18 protein-coding genes and 1 riboswitch are annotated in these 16,043 nt (G+C 64.1%); of the genes, 8 read left to right on the top strand and 10 right to left on the bottom strand.

Annotated features, from left to right (window positions below):
- On the bottom strand, positions 1-1,402 hold a 1,402-nt coding region (uvrC, locus tag E7813_RS04645; RefSeq protein ID WP_291571349.1), incomplete at its 3' end, for an excinuclease ABC subunit UvrC.
- A 269-nt stretch (positions 1,403-1,671) separates the two neighbouring features.
- On the opposite strand from uvrC, the gene E7813_RS04640 reads away from it, so the two are divergent.
- A complete protein-coding gene (locus E7813_RS04640; RefSeq protein ID WP_291571346.1) occupies positions 1,672-2,295 on the top strand; it encodes an outer membrane protein in 624 nt (207 codons plus the stop codon).
- 64 nt (positions 2,296-2,359) lie between these two features.
- Here E7813_RS04640 and E7813_RS04635 read toward each other — a convergent pair whose 3' ends face one another.
- From E7813_RS04635 to E7813_RS04620, 4 genes are all read right to left on the bottom strand, one after another.
- Positions 2,360-2,575, bottom strand: a complete 216-nt coding sequence (locus E7813_RS04635) for a cold-shock protein (protein WP_291571342.1) — start codon at positions 2,573-2,575, stop codon at positions 2,360-2,362.
- Between the two features lie 246 nt (positions 2,576-2,821).
- On the bottom strand, positions 2,822-3,682 hold the full coding sequence (rlmJ, locus tag E7813_RS04630) for a 23S rRNA (adenine(2030)-N(6))-methyltransferase RlmJ (RefSeq protein WP_291571339.1): 861 nt from the start codon (positions 3,680-3,682) through the stop codon (positions 2,822-2,824).
- 195 nt (positions 3,683-3,877) lie between these two features.
- On the bottom strand, positions 3,878-4,540 hold the full coding sequence (locus E7813_RS04625; protein ID WP_291571353.1) for a ribonuclease T2: 663 nt from the start codon (positions 4,538-4,540) through the stop codon (positions 3,878-3,880).
- A gap of 165 nt (positions 4,541-4,705) precedes the next feature.
- Positions 4,706-5,179 (bottom strand): hypothetical protein, encoded by a 474-nt coding sequence (locus E7813_RS04620; protein WP_291571336.1) that lies wholly within the window; start codon positions 5,177-5,179, stop codon positions 4,706-4,708.
- Positions 5,180-5,354: 175 nt separating this feature from the next.
- Between E7813_RS04620 and E7813_RS04615 the strand changes: the two genes are divergently transcribed.
- Positions 5,355-5,639 carry a hypothetical protein gene (locus tag E7813_RS04615; protein ID WP_291571333.1) on the top strand — a complete coding sequence of 95 codons (285 nt, stop codon included), beginning with the start codon at positions 5,355-5,357 and terminating at the stop codon, positions 5,637-5,639.
- Positions 5,640-5,683: 44 nt separating this feature from the next.
- Positions 5,684-6,217, top strand: a complete 534-nt coding sequence (locus tag E7813_RS04610; protein ID WP_291571331.1) for a DUF3617 family protein — start codon at positions 5,684-5,686, stop codon at positions 6,215-6,217.
- A 25-nt stretch (positions 6,218-6,242) separates the two neighbouring features.
- On the opposite strand, the gene E7813_RS04605 is transcribed toward E7813_RS04610, so the two are convergent.
- The 3 genes from E7813_RS04605 to E7813_RS04595 are packed head-to-tail and all read right to left on the bottom strand — an operon-like array spanning position 6,243 to position 8,930.
- Complete coding sequence (locus E7813_RS04605) at positions 6,243-7,631, bottom strand: ATP-binding protein (protein ID WP_291571329.1); 1,389 nt, start codon at positions 7,629-7,631, stop codon at positions 6,243-6,245.
- Between the two features lie 10 nt (positions 7,632-7,641).
- Complete coding sequence (locus tag E7813_RS04600) at positions 7,642-8,373, bottom strand: response regulator transcription factor (protein WP_291571328.1); 732 nt, start codon at positions 8,371-8,373, stop codon at positions 7,642-7,644.
- Entirely contained in the window at positions 8,370-8,930 is a 561-nt protein-coding gene (locus E7813_RS04595; RefSeq protein WP_291571327.1) for a MarR family transcriptional regulator, read from the bottom strand. Before E7813_RS04595 ends, E7813_RS04600 begins: the two co-directional genes overlap by 4 nt.
- A gap of 298 nt (positions 8,931-9,228) precedes the next feature.
- Here E7813_RS04595 and E7813_RS04590 point away from each other — a divergent pair, with 298 nt between their 5' ends.
- The 4 genes from E7813_RS04590 to E7813_RS04575 all read left to right on the top strand — a co-directional run bounded on the left by E7813_RS04590 (position 9,229) and on the right by E7813_RS04575 (position 13,028).
- The gene (locus tag E7813_RS04590) at positions 9,229-10,341 is read left to right on the top strand and encodes a branched-chain amino acid aminotransferase (RefSeq protein ID WP_291571325.1); all 1,113 of its coding nucleotides are present in this window, start codon (positions 9,229-9,231) and stop codon (positions 10,339-10,341) included.
- A gap of 191 nt (positions 10,342-10,532) precedes the next feature.
- Positions 10,533-12,155, top strand: a complete 1,623-nt coding sequence (gene hisS, locus E7813_RS04585; RefSeq protein WP_291571324.1) for a histidine--tRNA ligase — start codon at positions 10,533-10,535, stop codon at positions 12,153-12,155.
- A gap of 112 nt (positions 12,156-12,267) precedes the next feature.
- The gene (locus E7813_RS04580; protein ID WP_291571322.1) at positions 12,268-12,465 is read left to right on the top strand and encodes a tautomerase family protein; all 198 of its coding nucleotides are present in this window, start codon (positions 12,268-12,270) and stop codon (positions 12,463-12,465) included.
- Between the two features lie 161 nt (positions 12,466-12,626).
- A complete protein-coding gene (locus tag E7813_RS04575; protein ID WP_291571320.1) occupies positions 12,627-13,028 on the top strand; it encodes a hotdog domain-containing protein in 402 nt (133 codons plus the stop codon).
- A 10-nt stretch (positions 13,029-13,038) separates the two neighbouring features.
- On the opposite strand, the gene proC is transcribed toward E7813_RS04575, so the two are convergent.
- Together proC and E7813_RS04565 are read right to left on the bottom strand one after the other, a co-directional pair.
- Positions 13,039-13,803, bottom strand: a complete 765-nt coding sequence (proC, locus tag E7813_RS04570) for a pyrroline-5-carboxylate reductase (RefSeq protein WP_291571351.1) — start codon at positions 13,801-13,803, stop codon at positions 13,039-13,041.
- Between the two features lie 217 nt (positions 13,804-14,020).
- Entirely contained in the window at positions 14,021-14,521 is a 501-nt protein-coding gene (locus E7813_RS04565) for a YbjN domain-containing protein (RefSeq protein ID WP_291571317.1), read from the bottom strand.
- Positions 14,522-15,004: 483 nt separating this feature from the next.
- A riboswitch (FMN riboswitch) is annotated at positions 15,005-15,179 on the top strand.
- 77 nt (positions 15,180-15,256) lie between these two features.
- Between E7813_RS04565 and E7813_RS04560 the strand changes: the two genes are divergently transcribed.
- The gene (locus E7813_RS04560; RefSeq protein ID WP_291571316.1) at positions 15,257-15,841 is read left to right on the top strand and encodes a 6,7-dimethyl-8-ribityllumazine synthase; all 585 of its coding nucleotides are present in this window, start codon (positions 15,257-15,259) and stop codon (positions 15,839-15,841) included.
- Positions 15,842-16,043: the final 202 nt, after the last annotated feature.

Genomic DNA, 16,043 nt, shown 5'->3' with positions numbered 1-16,043 from the left:
TCCGCCGCGGCGCGTGCGGCAGGCCGAGCGTGGTGACCAGCCCCTGCAGCAGCCGGCTTTGGGTCGCGGTATCGGCCAGTTTGCGCCCCAGCGCCTCGCGCGCATTGGTCAGCGCATGGGCGATCAACTCCTTCTTTTCGCCGCGCCGGGGTGTCGCGACCTCGACCTTGAACCCGGCCTTGATGGAAAGCGCGTTGGCCAGCAATTCGGCTTCCTCGATCGCATGTGAAAGCAGGATCAGCTTCGGCGGCGGCTTGTCGTCGTAGAATTGCGCCAGGAACGAGCCCAGCACTTCCTCCGGGGTGAACGACTTCTCCGCCCGCGGAAAATAGGCGCGGTTGCCCCAGTTCTGCCCGGTGCGGAAGAAGAACACCTCGACGCAGGAATAGCCGCCCTCCTGGTGGATGGCGAACACGTCGGCTTCCTCCACGGTGTGCGGGTTGATGCCCTGCTGCGACTGGATCGCCGACAGTGCCGCGAGGCGGTCGCGGTAAAGTGCTGCGGTCTCGAACGCGAGCTCGGCGGAGGCCTTCTCCATTTCGCCGGCCAATTCCTGCTTCACCAGGCGGCTGCGGCCGGACAGGAAATCCGTCGCCTCGCGCACCAGTTCGGTATAGCCGGGAAAATCGATCTCGCCGGTGCAGGGCCCCGAGCAGCGCCGGATTTGATAGAGCAGGCAGGGTCGGCTGCGGCTTTCGAAAAACGAATCGGTGCAGGAGCGCACCAGAAAGGCGCGTTGCAGCGCCGTGATGGTGCGGTTGACCGCGCCCGCCGAGGCGAACGGCCCGAAATACCTTCCGGGCCGCGACTGTGCGCCGCGATGCTTGAGGATCTGCGGCGCCCAGTGATCGCCGGTGATCAGGATATAGGGAAACGACTTGTCGTCGCGCAGCTGGACGTTGAAGCGCGGGCGCAACTGCTTGATCAGGTTGGCCTCGAGCAGCAGCGCCTCGGTTTCGGTCGTGGTGGACACGATCTCGACCGCCACCGTGGCCGCGATCATGCGCATGATGCGCGCCGGCTGGACCGCGGTAATCCGGGCATAGGACGACAGCCGCTTGCGGACGTTCTTGGCCTTGCCGACGTAAAGCACGTCGTTGGCCGCGTTGAGCATGCGATAGACGCCGGGCGAGGTCGGGGCGAGCCGCACCGCGCGTTCGATCGCGGCATGGCCGATCGCCAGCGGCCCTTCCGCTACCGCCTCGCCGGCTTCCTCGGGGAGTTCGGGCAGACGTGCCTCGTCATCCTCCTCGGCGCCTGAGGTCGCGGGGTCGATATCCGGCGAACCTGGCTCTGGCGCCTGATCCTGCGGCGGCAGGTCCGGCTGCAGGGAACCCGGCCCGGAACCGCGCCGCGCCATTGGCGCGGACGGCTTCGGGCTATCGGTAGAATCGTGGTCCATGGGCCAAACTTAAGCGCTGGCATCGCGCCTCGCCAGCGCGGCGCAGTGACGGGGCCGGCGAGGGCGGGATGCGCCCGCAACGTGCCGGGTTTTCCTTGGTAACACTTTCTTAAGAACGCGCAGCGGCAGGCGGAAGGTCTTAAGAAGCCCTTAACTTAAAAGTCTCGATAAATCCTACCGGTAAAAAGTGGAATTCCGTAACCATGCGGGTTCGCGCCACGCTCGAAGCGCGGACCGGCGGTCGCGGCAGTTGCGTCGGGAGAGTAGCGATGAGCAGGATCGTTTTGGGTGCGGTGGCGTTGATCGCCGCAGGCTGGACGCAGGCCACGCAGGCCGCCGACCTTCCTTACAAATCGCCCGCTCCCTACACCGTCAATCAACCGCTCAATGCCTATAGCTGGGCCGGCCCCTATCTCGGCGCCAATCTCGGTTATGACTGGGGTTCCGTCGCCAACAACCCGGCCAAGCCGTCGGGTTTCGAAGGCGGCGTCCAGGCCGGCTACAACTGGCAGTCGGGTCCGTGGGTGTTCGGCGTCGAAGGCGACATCGAGGCCACCGCCGCCGACGATACCTTTGCGCCCTGGAAGTTCTCCAATCCGTGGTTCGGCACCGCGCGCGGCCGGGTCGGCTATGCCCTCAACAACATCTTGTTCTATGGCACCGGCGGTCTGGCGTTCGGCGAATTGCGCGGCGAGACCTTCGGCCTGTCGGAATCCCATACCACCGTGGGCTGGACCGCCGGGGTCGGCACCGAGTTCGGCCTCACTCAGAACCTGAGCGCCAAAGTCGAATATCTCTATGTCGATCTTTCCGACAGCCACTTTGTCGTCACCGGCGCCTCGAACGGCTATCGCTTCGGACTGGTGCGCGCCGGCCTGAACTATCACTTCTAGAATCAACAAGAAAACATCCTGCCGCAACCTTCCGGCCGCGATCTGCGGCCGGAATTTTTTTATGTCAGGATGAAATCACGAGGTTGACCGCCTTGGGGCCCTTGCCCTTCTTGTCCGGTTCGACCTCGAATGTGATGCGCTGTCCTTCCGTCAGGTCCTTCAATCCGGCCCGCTCCACCGCGGTGATATGAACGAACACGTCGCGGCCGCCGTCATCCGGTTTGATGAAGCCGTAGCCACGTTCCGCGTTGAAGAACTTGATCGTCCCAGTCATGGCCATCGGGAAACCCCCGTGCTTTCGCCGCTACGCCCCCTGCGTATCGGCCGACCGGACATTCGCTGCCGGAAAGCATGGCCACCACAGCGGACGAGGCAGGCTGCCGATCCGCTTTCAAACTATTCGAGGCCTTGTCACTCCGCCGCTACCATTCGCGGAAGCGGAACGTAAAGCCAGTCCCAATGGGCTGAGCATAATACGGTTCCCGGCAAATTGACTACGGCCGAAATCGGACTTTTCGCTGTTAGCCTAGGGTTTAGGCGTCTCGAGCCTGAACCGGCCGGCGCCGCCCTGGCCGAGCGGCTTTTCGAGTTCGGGAAGGATGCTTCGCAGTTCGCCCGCCAGCGTCCATGGCGGATTGACCATCAGCAGGCCCGCCGAGGTCAGGCCGTCCCCGGTGACTTGCGGCGCTACGCTGAATTCCAGCCGCAGGCATTTCGCCGCCGGCGTGCCGGTGCCGGCCACCGTCGCGACATGCCGCGCCAGGCCGTCGGTGGCCCGGCGGCTTTTCACCGGATACCACAGCAGGTAGCTGCCGGTCGGCCATTTCGCGAAGGCCTGCGCAAAGCCGTCGGCCAACCGGTCGAACTCGTCTTTCCGCTCGTAAGGCGGATCGATCAGGACCAGGCCGCGCCGCTCGTTCGGCGGCACAAAGGCCCGCAGCGCCATCCAGCCGTCGAGGTCGACCACGCGGGCCTGGGTGTCACGGCGCAGCGCCTCGATCAGGCGCTTGCGGGCTTGCGGTTCGACCTCGCACGCCGTCAGCCGGTCCTGCGGCCGCAACAGCGCTCGCGCAATCAGCGGCGAGCCGGGATAGGCGTGCAGTTCTGGTTGTGGATTGAAGGCCCTGACGATGTCGAGATAGGGCGCAACCAGCGGCAAGGTCTTTTCCGAAAGACGCGCCTGCATCAGCCGCGCGATGCCGGTGAGCCACTCGCCGCCGCGGCGCGCTTCATCCGACGTCAGATCGTAAACCCCGGCGCCGGCATGGGTGTCGATGAAACGAAACGCCGCCGGCTTGTCCTGCAGATAGACGAGAATGCGCACCAGCACGATGTGCTTGATGACGTCGGCAAAGCCGCCGGCGTGAAAGGCGTGACGGTAGTTCATGGCTTCAGCACTACGCTACGGTGACCTATTGAGCAAAGTGTGCTGGGGTTGCGTGTCCCGGACGCGGTGCAGCGTCCTTCACGCTGCTCCGCAGAGCCGGGACCCAGATGTTGTGCGACCGTGGGCCCCGGATCAGCAGCGCACCACGCCGCAAGGGCGGCGCGTTGCACTGCATTCGGGGCACGCGACGTCGCGCTACCCGCCACGCATGGGCGGCATCGTCACTTGGTCGCGCCGGCAGCCGCGGCGGTCGAGTTCCTCGCAGGCGCGGAACTGCAGATCCTTGCTGAGGCAGATGCGGACTTCGCTCAGCCGCGTCCTGTTGCAGGTCACCGAGATCGCTGAGTTGCTGAGGCCCGGATTGACCTTGATGAAGGCGTCCTCGATGTCGCCGGGCGCAATGGTTTTCGGATCCGCCAGTTCGAGAAATTCGGGGGGAATCTTCACCGCCGCGCGCGCCTTGCGGATGGTTTCGAAATAACCCCGCGCGCCCAGTCCCGAGCAGGTACCGTGCTTGTCCCACTCGTTGTAGATCAGCCCGGGCGCCGGCATCACATCCAGCATCGAGGTCATGATCCGGTGATCGAGGCGGGGCGAGGGCCGCTGGCAATATTCGGGAAAGCCGTGCTCGTATTGGGGCCACAAGCCGTGGACCACGAAGGAAAACGGCCGCCCGCCGCACTGGGCCTGCGAACGTCCGCCGCTGCCGCGTTCCGATGCCGCTTCGCAGAACGACGGCGACCATGACAGCGACAGCACGTAAAAATCGAATTCACCGGGCGCGCTCTGCCGGCCATCTTGTGCTGACGCCGTCGCGATGCCGGTCAGTGCGGTGAAACCGAGCACGCCCAGCGGCATCAAGAACCGCAAAATCCAAGATCGAAAACCAGACATCGACGCCCCCCAAACCGAGAATGCCCGGAAACCTATCAGGCGACCGGAACATTTCAAGAACAAAAAGCCGGACAAGCTAGAAGGGGCTGACGGAGCCCCAACATCGCGTGCCAAAACCTGTTCGGAAAATCAGGGCCGGGCGGCCTTGCAGCCGGGATTATAAGCCCAGTTGCGGTCGAGCCCGGTCACGCACCATTCCACGCCCTGGCCGAAACCGGCAAAACCGGCGTCCTCGATGATCGAGTAATGCACGGTGCGCTGCACGCCGTCGTTCAGCATCACGTCGGCGCTGCAATAGCGGCGCGGGATGTTGTCGGATTCCCAGGGCCGGAACGCGGTTTCATGGACGTCGCTATAGGCCGTGATCTTCAGCCTCGAATTCCAGTAGGTGCTCTCTTTGTCCTGGAACTGCGCGGTGATGGTCCCCAGCGCCGCTTCGCAAGGCTTCACCCGCCCGTCATAGCGCGGGCCGGACAGCCAGAAGTTCAGCTCCCACGGATAGGCCGCCTCGGCCGGCTGGCCAAATGCGAGCAGGCCGAGCACGACGCCGAGCGCCGTGCCAAGAGTTGCGCCATTTTTCAACGAGGTAGAGGGGTGACGCATGGGCGATCCGCCGGATAATCCAACGCGTGGACGGTGCCGCGAAGCCCGGACGAGGTCAAGTGCAACGCGGCAACACTTGCCAACCAGTTGGCGATAAGTCCGCGCCGGACCGCCGACCGTTCTTTTCATGGCGGCGGATGCGCTTTAAGGTGCCCCAGCCAAAGGGAGTCCAGCGATGCGAATGATTGGGGCCGCGAGCCTGGTTGCGATATGCGGAATGCTGGCGTGCGCGCCGGCCCGGGCCGACAGCGTGCGGTCGTTCAAGGGCAACGACACCGGCGGCATCATCGCCTGGTCGCTGACGGCCGAGACCGATATCCGCTCCATGGCGATCGATCATTGTGCAAGGTACGGCAAGGTGGTGAAATTCCTGGCCGTGGAGCCTCATGAAGGCGGCTACATTTCCTTTGCCTGCCGCTGGGTGCCCTACAATCAGCCGGTGGTGCGGGCTGATTACTGAGCGGACTCGCCTGTCTTGAGCAGGAGATGGCGGGACTGCGGCGCATGACGCGACGGCTTCTCTCAGTTGGTTTGGCGTGTTGTCTGCTGGCGTTGCTGCCGGCGCCGGCATCCCGTGCCGACGAACTGCCGCTCCGCAAGGCCGGGCTTTGGGAGATAAAGGTCGTAAGGGTCGGCTCGCTGCTACCGCAGATGACGATGCAGCACTGCACCGACGAGACCACCGACAAGGAAATGAGCACGCTGTTTGCGCCGATGTCGAAGGAGGTCTGCTCCAGGCGCGACACCCGCAAGACCGAGACCGGTTACGTCAGCGATTCCGTGTGCAGCGTCGGCGGCTTGTCGCTGGCGTCGCATTCCGACATCACGGGCGATTTCAATTCCGCCTTTACGGTCAAGTCCACCTCGCATGCCGAGTACGGTTCGGGCGGCGCGCCGCATGACAATGTCGTGACTTTCGAGGCGAAGTGGCTGGGGGACTGCAAACCCGATCAGAAGCCCGGCGACGTAGTGATGCCGGGCGGCTTCAAGATCAACGTCAAGGACGCCCAGAAGCTGAAAAGCTTGCTGCCGAAATAGCCGGGCGCATCCGCGCCGGACGGGCCTACACCGGTATCCGCACCGTGGCGCGAAGTCCGCCCATCGGGCTGTCGCCCAGCGTGATGTCGCCTCCATGCGAGCGCGCGATGTCGCGGGCAATCGCAAGCCCGAGGCCGGTGCCGCCCTCATCCTGGTTGCGGGCGTCGTCGAGCCGCAGGAACGGCCTGAACACTTCCTCGCGCATATCTTGCGGAATCCCCGGCCCGTCGTCGTCGACCGTCACCGTCAGATAGCGGTGATCGCGGTGGCCGGTGATCGAAATAGCATTGGCGTGCCTTGCGGCGTTCGACACCAGATTGGCGAGGCAGCGCTTGAACGATGCCGGCTTCACCGTCACGACAGGCAATCCGTGGAACGTCACGGTCGCGGCGTGGCCGTTGCGCTCGGCGTCGCTGCGCAGTTCCTCCAGCGCCTGCGCCATGTCGGTCGGCTGCGCCTGCTCGCCGGTGTCGCCGCGCGCGAAGGCGAGATAGTCCTCCAGCATGCCGGACATCTCGTCGACGTCCCGGCGCATGCCCTCGACCTCCGGACTGTCGCCGATCAGGGCCAGTTCGAGCTTGAAGCGGGTCAGGATGGTGCGCAGGTCGTGCGACACGCCGGCGAGCATCGCGGTGCGCTGCTCGATGGAGCGCTCGATGCGCGACTTCATCTCCAGGAAGGCGTGCGCGGCGCGGCGTACCTCGCGGGCGCCGCGCGGCCGGAAGTTCGGCGCTTCGCGGCCCTTGCCGAAACTATCCGCGGCATCGGCGAGGCGCAGGATCGGCTTGATCTGGTTGCGCAGAAACAGCACCGAGACGATCAGCAGGATCGACGAGGTGCCCACCATCCAGAAGATGAAGATCTCCGAATTGGACGCATAGGCCGCACTGCGCTGGGCGAAAATCCGCATCACGGCGTCGTCAAGCTGAATCCGGATTTCCACCAGGTTGGAGCGGCCGACGGTATCGATCCAGAACGGCTTGCCGATCTGGCGGCTCAACTGCACCGACAGCGTCTGGTCGAGCAGCGAGAAGAACGGCTTGGGGCCGGGCGGCGGCATGTCGCCGACCGGGAGGAAATCCACCACCAGCTGCAGCCGGTCCTGGGCGATGCGGCGCAATTGCGCCCGGTCCTTGTCCTGCGGATATCCCTTGTAGACGTCGATCAGGCCGGCGATGTCCTGCACCACCGACTGCGAGAGCCGGCGCGTCACCGTGTTCCAGTGCCGCTCCATGAACACGAAGGCGACCACCGACTGCAGCACCACCATCGGCACGATCATGATCAGCAGCGCGCGGGCGTAAAGCCCCGTCGGCATCCAGTCCTTGAACGCGTTGCCCATCCAGCTATTGACCGCGGAGACGCGGCCGGCGGCGGAGCGGATCAGCGTGAGGCCGGTGTCGAGGGTGCTCATGAAGACCGGCTCAAGGCGATGCCACCAGGCGATAACCGATGCCGCGCACCGCCTGCAGGAACAAAGGATTGGCCGGATCGCGCTCGATCTTGCGCCGCAGGCGGTTGATCTGCACGTCGACCGCGCGCTCGTTGGCGGTGCCGTCGCCGCCGGTCAGCGCAGCCCGCGGCACGGTCTCGCCCGGGGTTGCGGCGAGGACGCGCAGCATGTCGCGCTCGCGATCGGTGAGATGGATCACCTCGTCGCCCTGGCGCAACTCGCCGCGCGCCAGATGAAAGACGTAAGGCCCGAACCCGATCGACTCCAGCGCCTCGACCGGCGGCGGCGCGGTGCGCTTGAGGATGTTGCCGATTCTCAGCACCAGTTCGCGCGGCTCGAACGGCTTGGCGACATAATCGTCGGCGCCGATCTGCAGGCCTTCGATGCGGCTGTCCGCTTCATGGCGCGCGGTCAGCATGATGATCGGCACCGACGACGAGGCGCGGATGAAGCGGGCGAGGTCGAACCCGGTCTCGCCGGGCATCATCACGTCGAGGATCAGCAGGTCGAAATGCAGCCCGAGCAGCTTGGCGCGGGCGTCCTTCGCGCTCATCGCCGTGGTGACGCGGTAGCCTTCGCCGCCGAGGAAGCGCGATAGCAGATCGCGGATGCGGCGGTCGTCGTCGACCAGCAACAGATGCGGGGCGTCGTCGGCCGGTTGCGGCGGGGTTCGGGCGAGGGTTGCAGCCTGGGCCACGATCATTCCTTTGCCGTTGCGGTTGACCCTCTGGTGTCCAGGATGGTTTCCAGCACCTTATCGGGATCGTCGTGGTCGATCATCGCGCGCAGGAACTGCCGGACCGCCTCCGTGCCGGATGGACCGAGCTCGCGCAGCGCGCGGTTGATGCGGTCGGTCTGCAGGCCTGCGAGTTTCGCCACCAGCGCCTCGCCCTTCGCGGTGGCGAAAAGAAGGCGCTGCCGGCGGTCGCTGTCGCCGGCTTTCTGCACGATATACCCTTCGCCGAGCAATTGCTTGAGAACCCGTCCCAGCGACTGCTTGGTGATGCGCAGCACGTCGAGCAGGTCGGCCACCTTCAGGCCGGGATAGCGGTGGACGAAATGCATGACGCGGTGATGCGCCCGTCCGAAGCCGAACGCCTCCAGTTCATGATCGGCGTCGCCGACGAAGTCCCGATAGGCAAAGAACAACAGCTCGATGATGTCCCAGCGTGATTCGCCGGCCCGCGGGGCAGGCGAGCGCAACTCGGTCGGCTTCGAATCCGGACTGGTGGCCGGACGAGAAAAATTTATGTCAGTCATATTGACATATCTTGGGTTCAATGTTACAAAACTGACGCTCGCCGCGAAATATTAGGTCGTTTCGCTGGCGATCACGTACCGAACGGCGGAACAGCCCAGCCAGGCCAGAGGCCGCCGCCAGGAGTGCGAATTCTACGACCGTGCGATTGTCGAGCGGCATTTCGGCAAACATACTGGACTTCGCGCATTCCGCCAAAGCGGAAACCGGCCTAAAACACCGGCGTGAGCGAGGGTCAGGCGTCAAATCATCAACGCCGCCGCGCGGGACGCGGACGACGTCAATCCGGGGAGATAGGCGATGGGAGTTTCGTTCGACAAAATCGATGGCGTCTCCTGGTTGAAATTCGAGATCCAGCCGGCGGCCAATCCGGCGTCCGAGAAAGATCGCGCGGCCAAGCTCAAGGACCCCGGCTTCGGCCGGGTTTTCACGGATCACATGGCGGTGGTCCGCTACAACCAGACCGAGGGCTGGCATGGCGCGCGGATCGAATCCCGCGCCAATTTCCCGCTCGATCCGGCGGCGGCCGTTCTGCACTATGCGCAGGAGATTTTCGAAGGCCTCAAGGCCTACAAGCGCGACGACGGCGGGGTGAACCTGTTCCGCCCCGACGCCAATGCCCGGCGCTTCCGAAATTCGGCCGAACGCATGGCGATGGCGCCGCTGCCCGAGCCCGTGTTCATCGAAGCGGTCGAGCAGCTCGTGCGCATCGACCGCGCCTGGATCCCGGGCGGCGAGGGCAGTCTTTATCTGCGGCCCTTCATGGTCGCGAGCGAGATCTTCCTCGGCGTCAAGCCTTCCGCCGAATATATCTTCGCGGTCATTGCCTCGCCGGTCGGCTCCTACTTCAAGGGCGGGCCTGCGCCGGTGTCGATCTGGGTGTCGGAGAATTACACGCGCGCCGCGATCGGCGGCACCGGTGCGGTCAAATGCGGCGGCAACTACGCCGCCAGCCTGCGCGCGCAGGCCGAGGCCATCGACCACGGCTGCGACCAGGTGGTTTTCCTCGATGCGGTCGAGCGCCGCTACATCGAGGAACTCGGCGGCATGAACATCTTTTTCGTGTTCGACGATGGCTCGCTCTCGACGCCGCCGCTCGGCACCATCCTGCCCGGCATCACCCGCGATTCGATCATCGCGCTGGCAAGGGATTCCGGCACGCGGGTGCGCGAGGAGCCCTACACCGTCGGCCAGTGGCGCGCGGATGCCGCCAGCGGCAAGCTGAAGGAGGCGTTCGCCTGCGGCACCGCGGCCGTGATCTCGCCGATCGGCAAGGTGTGTTCGGCGAGCGGCGATTTTCTCGTCAGCGGCGGTGCTGCCGGCCCGATCGCGATGGGGATGCGCAAGAAGCTGGTCGACATCCAGTACGGCCGCGCGCCCGATCCGCACGACTGGATCAGAAAGGTGCTGTGAGCGGCGGCGGAGTTTCCTCCATCGCGCAAGTTGCACTGCTCTAGCGCTCCCTCGCCCCGCTTGCGAGCAGACTCGCCGAGAGTCCCCCTCACCCGAAATTCGCTGGCACGAATTTCGACCTCTCCCCGCAAGCGGGGCGAGGTTAAGTAGAGATTGCCGCGTCGCGCCTGCGCTGATACCAACGCGCCACCATGGCCGACAAACCCAAAAAACCGCAGAAACTGAAGGCCCGGCTGCCGCGCGGGCTCGCCGATCGCGGCCCGGCCGAGATCGCGGCGACGCGGGCGATGGTCGAAAAAATCCGCGAGGTATTCGAGCGCTACGGCTTTGAGCCGGTGGAAACCCCGGCGATGGAATTCACCGACGCGCTCGGCAAATTCCTGCCCGACCAGGACCGCCCCAACGAGGGTGTGTTCTCGTTCCAGGACGACGACGAGCAGTGGATCAGCCTGCGCTACGACCTGACCGCGCCGCTGGCGCGCTATGTCGCGGAGAATTTCGATCACCTGCCGAAACCCTATCGCAGCTACCGCGCCGGCTACGTCTACCGCAACGAGAAGCCGGGACCTGGACGCTTCAGGCAGTTCATGCAGTTCGACGCCGACACCGTAGGCTCGGCTTCGCCCGCGGCCGATGCCGAGATGTGCATGATGGCGGCGGACACGATGGAAGACCTCGGGATTAGACGAGGTCAGTACGTGGTGAAGGTTAGTAGTCGCAAGATTCTCGACGGCTTGCTTGAGTCCGCTGGAATTGAAGAAGGCAAGCGGTTGGTCGTTTTGCGCGCTATCGATAAGCACGATCGATTGGGTGACGGCGGAGTTCGAGCGCTACTTAGTAAGGGACGCAAGGACGATAGCGGAGATTTCACGCCAGGCGCTGATTTGCCTGACACCGCCATAGACAAGATTATCGACTTCATTACAGGCGAAGGCGAAACTTGGGCGGATGTAAATCAGTATCATCCGCCGACAGACGATGAGTGGTTCAGAACCGCGGCGGAAATGGCCGCTGTCACTGGGTTGCCAGAGAAATCAGGCAGATTTTTCTATTGGAATTCACGTTTGCTTACCCACTGGTCTGAGATTCTATCTACGTCGGAGATAGGAATCGAAGGCCTTGCTGAACTGAGGCAGGTGCTCACGTTGATGGAATCTGCTGGCTACGGCTCTATGCGATTCCGCATATCTGCGGAGACTGTCCGCGGTCTCGAATACTACACCGGCCCGGTCTACGAAGTTGAATTGCTCCTCGATACCAAAGACGATAAAGGTCGCCCCGTTCGCTTCGGCTCGGTCGGCGGCGGCGGACGCTACGATGGCCTCGTCTCGCGCTTTCGCGGCGAGCCGGTGCCGGCGACAGGTTTCTCCATCGGCGTGTCGCGGTTGCAGGCGGCACTCACGATGCTCGGCAAGCTCGACACCACGCCGGCATTCGGCCCCGTGGTCGTCACCGTGTTCGATCGCGACCGCGTCGCCGATTACCAGAAGATGGTCGCCGCCCTTCGTAACGCCGACATCCGGGCCGAGCTCTATCTCGGCAACCCCAAGAACATGGGCAACCAGCTCAAATACGCCGACCGCCGCAACTCGCCTTGCGTGATCATCCAGGGCTCGGATGAGAAAGACGATCCGGCGGGGCCGCAGGTTCTGCTCAAGGACCTCATTCTCGGCGCCGAGCTTTCAAAGCTCGAAAAGGACCGTGACGAATATCTGCAGAAACAGGGCGAGGCACAGACCAAAGTGCCGCAGGCGTCCCTGGTCGATGAAGTACGCAAGATACTTTATAAGCACGGGGTGAAGTGGAAAGACTGATTTCGTCATAGGCGGGCTTGACCCCGCATATCCATCTTCCAGATGATGGATTGCCGGATCAAGTCCGGCAATGACGGTTCGGTGAGCAACAAGAGCAAAGGGAGAGACCCAAATGCCCGAGATTACCATCAGCATGGCCGCCGGCCGCACCGATGACCAGAAGGCCGGCATGATGCGCGACATCACGCAGGCGCTGGTGAAGAACCTCGGCGTCGACGCCGACGCCGTCGTGATCCAGATCAACGAGGCGCCGCTGGCCCACAAGATGAAGGGCGGCAAGACTTTCGTGGAGCGCGCCGCGAAGAAGTAGCGCGGGTCTGTCGTCCCTGCGAACGCAGGGACCCATAACCCCAGATCTTTCCAATGAAACACGGGGCGGGCCACAAGCGCTTTGCCCTAACGTTGGCATCACGCGGTATGGGTCCCGGCGTTCGCCGGGACGACGCCGTGATTTAGTCTCGGACGATCCCCATGGATGCACGCGACGTCATCAAGGTCGGCATGAGCGCCGAGCGCACGCTGGTGGTGACGCCCGACCGCACGGTCCGGCATGTGATCCCGACCATGCCGGCGGTGTTCGGCACGCCGATGATGATCTTGGAAATGGAGATGACGTCAGCCGACGCCGTCAACCGCTATCTCGAGCCGGGCTGGGTCACGGTCGGCACCGAGGTCGATATCCGCCATCTCGGGGCGTCGCCCGTCGGCGCGGTGGTGCGGACCACGGCGAAGGTGGTCGCGGTGGAGCGCCGGGTGATCCGCTACGAGGTCGAGACCTTCGAGGGCGAGCGCCGCATCGGCGAAGGCCGTCATGCCCGCGGGCTGGTCAATCTCGAGAGTTTCAACAGGCGGCTCTCATCGTCCTCAGGATGAGGAGATCGGATTACTTCGCCAGCTCCTTCGATCGCTTCGTTGCCGCGGCGACCGCGCGGGTCAGCAGCGATTGCATGCCGTCCGGTCCCATCAGCACTGCCAGCGCCGCGGCAGTGGTGCCGCCGGGCGAAGTCACGTTCTGGCGCAGCGTGGCGGAAGGTGCATCCGAGCGATGCAGCAATTCGCCGGAGCCTGCGACCGTCTCGCGCGCCAGTTTGGTCGCAAGCTCGGCCGGCAGGCCGGCTTCAACGCCGGCGCGCGCCAGTTCCTCGGCGAGCAGGAAGATATAGGCGGGGCCCGAGCCGGAGACGGCGGTCACCGCGTCCATCAGGATCTCGTCGTCGACCCACTCCACCGATCCGGTGGCGCGCAGTAGCGCATCGGCGACCGCGCGCTGCGAAGCGTCGACGTTCCTGGCGGCCACCGCAACCGTGATGCCGCGGCCGATCGCGGCCGGCGTGTTGGGCATGGCGCGAACCACGCTGCCGCCGCAGACCTGTTCGATCGAGGCAATGGTCGCGCCCGCCATGATCGAGACCACCAGGGTGGAAGCCCCGGTGAACGATTTCAGCATCGCGCCGGCGTCGCGAAACGACTGCGGCTTCAGCGCGACCACCAGTGTGGCGACCCCGCCGAGTTGTTTCGGCGATGGGTTGAGGCGAATGCCTCTTGTGACCAGCGCGCTGATCTCGGGCGACGGATGCGGCTCGATCACGCCGACGCGCCCGGCATCGAGCCCCTGCGCCAGCCAGCCCGACAGCATCGCCCCGCCCATCTTCCCCGCGCCGGCGAGGACGATGGTGCCCGTGATGTTTTGCAAGGCGTTAGTCGTGCTAGAGGCTGTCACCGCAAATACTCTCGTCGTCCCTGCGAACGCAGGGACCCATAACCACCAATGCTTCTAGTGAAGCACGCAAAGGGCGACAAGCATTTTGCTTGAACACTGGTATTGCGCGGTATGGGTCCCTGCGTTCGCAGGGACGACACCAACCCTACGCCTCGCCCTCGGTGTCGAACATCGCCGCACTCATGGCTTGCTCCGCGGTCTTGCCGGCCCAGACCACGAACTGGAACGCCGGATAATAGCGTTCGCAGCCGTGGATGGCGCCGACCAGCATGGTCTCGCATTGCGCGGTCGAGGCATTGAGGCCGCCGGGCAGCACCAGCGCCTGCCGGTACATGATCATGCCGGTGTGGGTCCAGATGTCGAAATGCCCGACCCATAACTGCTCGTTGATCGCCGCGATCAGCCGCTGCACCTCGGCGCGGCGCGGTGCGGGAATCTTCATGTCGAAGGCGCAGGCCAGATGCAGCGCCTCGATCTCGGCCATCCAGGTGAAGGACAGTTGGTAATCGGTCCAGTCGCCCTTGGAGACGATCGTCACTTCGTCTTCGCCGGAGCGTTCGAACGACCAGTTATGATCGGCGGCGACGTCCTCGACCACCGCGAGCGGGTTGTTCCGGGAATCGATGATGCCTTCGAGCAGGGACATGCCGTCTCGACCCTCGCCTTTTTCATTGTGTTGATACGCACGTGGGGACCGGCACACGCTGGTCTGGTGCGTCCGCCGGCTGCAATCCCTTGGTTACCTTTGGGTCCCCCCGGGGCCTGCCGGGATCAAGTGATGTGATTTGCGGAATCCGCGCAACCGCGTCACGAGTCCGTCCACAGCGAAACCACCCGCAAAACACGCTCGTCCACAGTTCATCGCGTGTCACAATTATTAATTTGAGAACAAACCGGAATCGGACTCGCGCCGCACGAGTCCGATGCCTCGAATTCGTCCACCGCGCGTCCAAAAGTTAACGATTAAGGCGCCGGTTCCGGGCCGCTTTTTCCGAACTCCGGCGCTGCGGGTCCGCGCCGGAGTCCGGCTTCAAAGTCATTGGGGACATGCAGATTCTGCTGGCGAAGGTGCTTGCTGAGGCCCCGTCCCTTGGTCATAGTTGTCCGCAGGCCGTTCATGTCGGGCGGCCGATGTTCTCAGGGCGGGGTGAAAGTCCCCACCGGCGGTAAGGGTGAGATAGCCCAAGCCCGCGAGCGCCTTCTTCTCATCGGATTCCCTTCGCCGGGTTCCCTTGGAAGAAGGGTCAGCAGATTCGGTGTGATTCCGAAGCCGACGGTTAAAGTCCGGATGAAAGAGAACGGTTGCGACAGCCGCACCCAGGTAGCACTTGGCGGCGCGTCGTTCCGTATGCCCTGATTCTGGTCCTGAAAGAGGAAAGCCATGAATCAGATGCTGCAAGACTCCGAAATAGGAGCCTCCGAAATAAAAGCCTCCGAAGCCAAAGACCCTCCCGAAACCATCGATCGTCCGCCTGTTCCTGCCTATCCGCGATTCGCCAAGCCGCAGCGGGTGGCGTTCGTGCAGTCGTCCTGGCATCGCGAGGTGGTGGAAGAATGCCGCATTGCCTTCCTCGAGGAGATCGGGGTGCGCGGCATTGCGCGCGCGCACATCGACCTGTTCGAGGTGCCGGGGTCGTTCGAAATCCCGCTGCATGCGCAACTGCTCGCCAAAACCCGGCGCTACACCGCGATCGTGGCAGCGGGGCTCGTGGTCGATGGCGGCATCTATCGCCATGAATTCGTCGCCGACACGGTGATCAAGGCGCTGATGGACGTGCAGTTGCGCACCGAAGTGCCGGTATTCTCGGCGGTGCTGACGCCGCAGCAGTTTCACGAGAGCGCCGTGCACGTCGATTTCTTCCGCAAGCATTTTGCGATCAAGGGCATCGAGGTCGCGGAAGCCTGCGCCAACACCCTGCTCAGCCTCGAGCGGCTGCGCGGCCAGGTCGCGGCGGGGATCGTGTAGACAGAAGCGAGGGTCGCGCGAACTGCTTCACCTCGCCCCGCCTGCGGGGAGAGGTCGAAATTCGCGACTGCGAATTTCGGGTGAGGGGGAATCTCGACGAGTCCGCCTGTCGAGATAGCCCCTCACCCCGCAAGAGCGGAGAGGGAGAAGTTCGCTGCCGCGATTCAAACTCTGCCTCATGACCTCCCCAAAGGCAGAGCGG

Source organism: Bradyrhizobium sp., from assembly GCF_004799405.1.
Taxonomy (GTDB): domain Bacteria; phylum Pseudomonadota; class Alphaproteobacteria; order Rhizobiales; family Xanthobacteraceae; genus Bradyrhizobium.
Note: the sequence above shows the minus strand (reverse complement) of the source record. Positions and strands in the feature narration are given on the sequence as shown.

Coding starts and splice junctions, on each gene's coding strand:
- proC (WP_291571351.1), bottom strand. CDS start 13,803: ATGGGCGGGGCGATGCTGTCGGGCTGGCTGGCGCAGGGGCTCGATGCC.
- hisS (WP_291571324.1), top strand. CDS start 10,533: ATGGCCGACAAACCCAAAAAACCGCAGAAACTGAAGGCCCGGCTGCCG.
- E7813_RS04600 (WP_291571328.1), bottom strand. CDS start 8,373: ATGATCGTGGCCCAGGCTGCAACCCTCGCCCGAACCCCGCCGCAACCG.
- E7813_RS04575 (WP_291571320.1), top strand. CDS start 12,627: ATGGATGCACGCGACGTCATCAAGGTCGGCATGAGCGCCGAGCGCACG.
- rlmJ (WP_291571339.1), bottom strand. CDS start 3,682: ATGAACTACCGTCACGCCTTTCACGCCGGCGGCTTTGCCGACGTCATC.
- E7813_RS04605 (WP_291571329.1), bottom strand. CDS start 7,631: ATGAGCACCCTCGACACCGGCCTCACGCTGATCCGCTCCGCCGCCGGC.
- E7813_RS04590 (WP_291571325.1), top strand. CDS start 9,229: ATGGGAGTTTCGTTCGACAAAATCGATGGCGTCTCCTGGTTGAAATTC.
- E7813_RS04625 (WP_291571353.1), bottom strand. CDS start 4,540: ATGCCGCTGGGCGTGCTCGGTTTCACCGCACTGACCGGCATCGCGACG.
- E7813_RS04610 (WP_291571331.1), top strand. CDS start 5,684: ATGACGCGACGGCTTCTCTCAGTTGGTTTGGCGTGTTGTCTGCTGGCG.
- E7813_RS04640 (WP_291571346.1), top strand. CDS start 1,672: ATGAGCAGGATCGTTTTGGGTGCGGTGGCGTTGATCGCCGCAGGCTGG.
- E7813_RS04565 (WP_291571317.1), bottom strand. CDS start 14,521: ATGTCCCTGCTCGAAGGCATCATCGATTCCCGGAACAACCCGCTCGCG.
- E7813_RS04560 (WP_291571316.1), top strand. CDS start 15,257: ATGAATCAGATGCTGCAAGACTCCGAAATAGGAGCCTCCGAAATAAAA.
- E7813_RS04620 (WP_291571336.1), bottom strand. CDS start 5,179: ATGCGTCACCCCTCTACCTCGTTGAAAAATGGCGCAACTCTTGGCACG.
- E7813_RS04580 (WP_291571322.1), top strand. CDS start 12,268: ATGCCCGAGATTACCATCAGCATGGCCGCCGGCCGCACCGATGACCAG.
- E7813_RS04635 (WP_291571342.1), bottom strand. CDS start 2,575: ATGGCCATGACTGGGACGATCAAGTTCTTCAACGCGGAACGTGGCTAC.
- E7813_RS04615 (WP_291571333.1), top strand. CDS start 5,355: ATGCGAATGATTGGGGCCGCGAGCCTGGTTGCGATATGCGGAATGCTG.
- E7813_RS04595 (WP_291571327.1), bottom strand. CDS start 8,930: ATGACTGACATAAATTTTTCTCGTCCGGCCACCAGTCCGGATTCGAAG.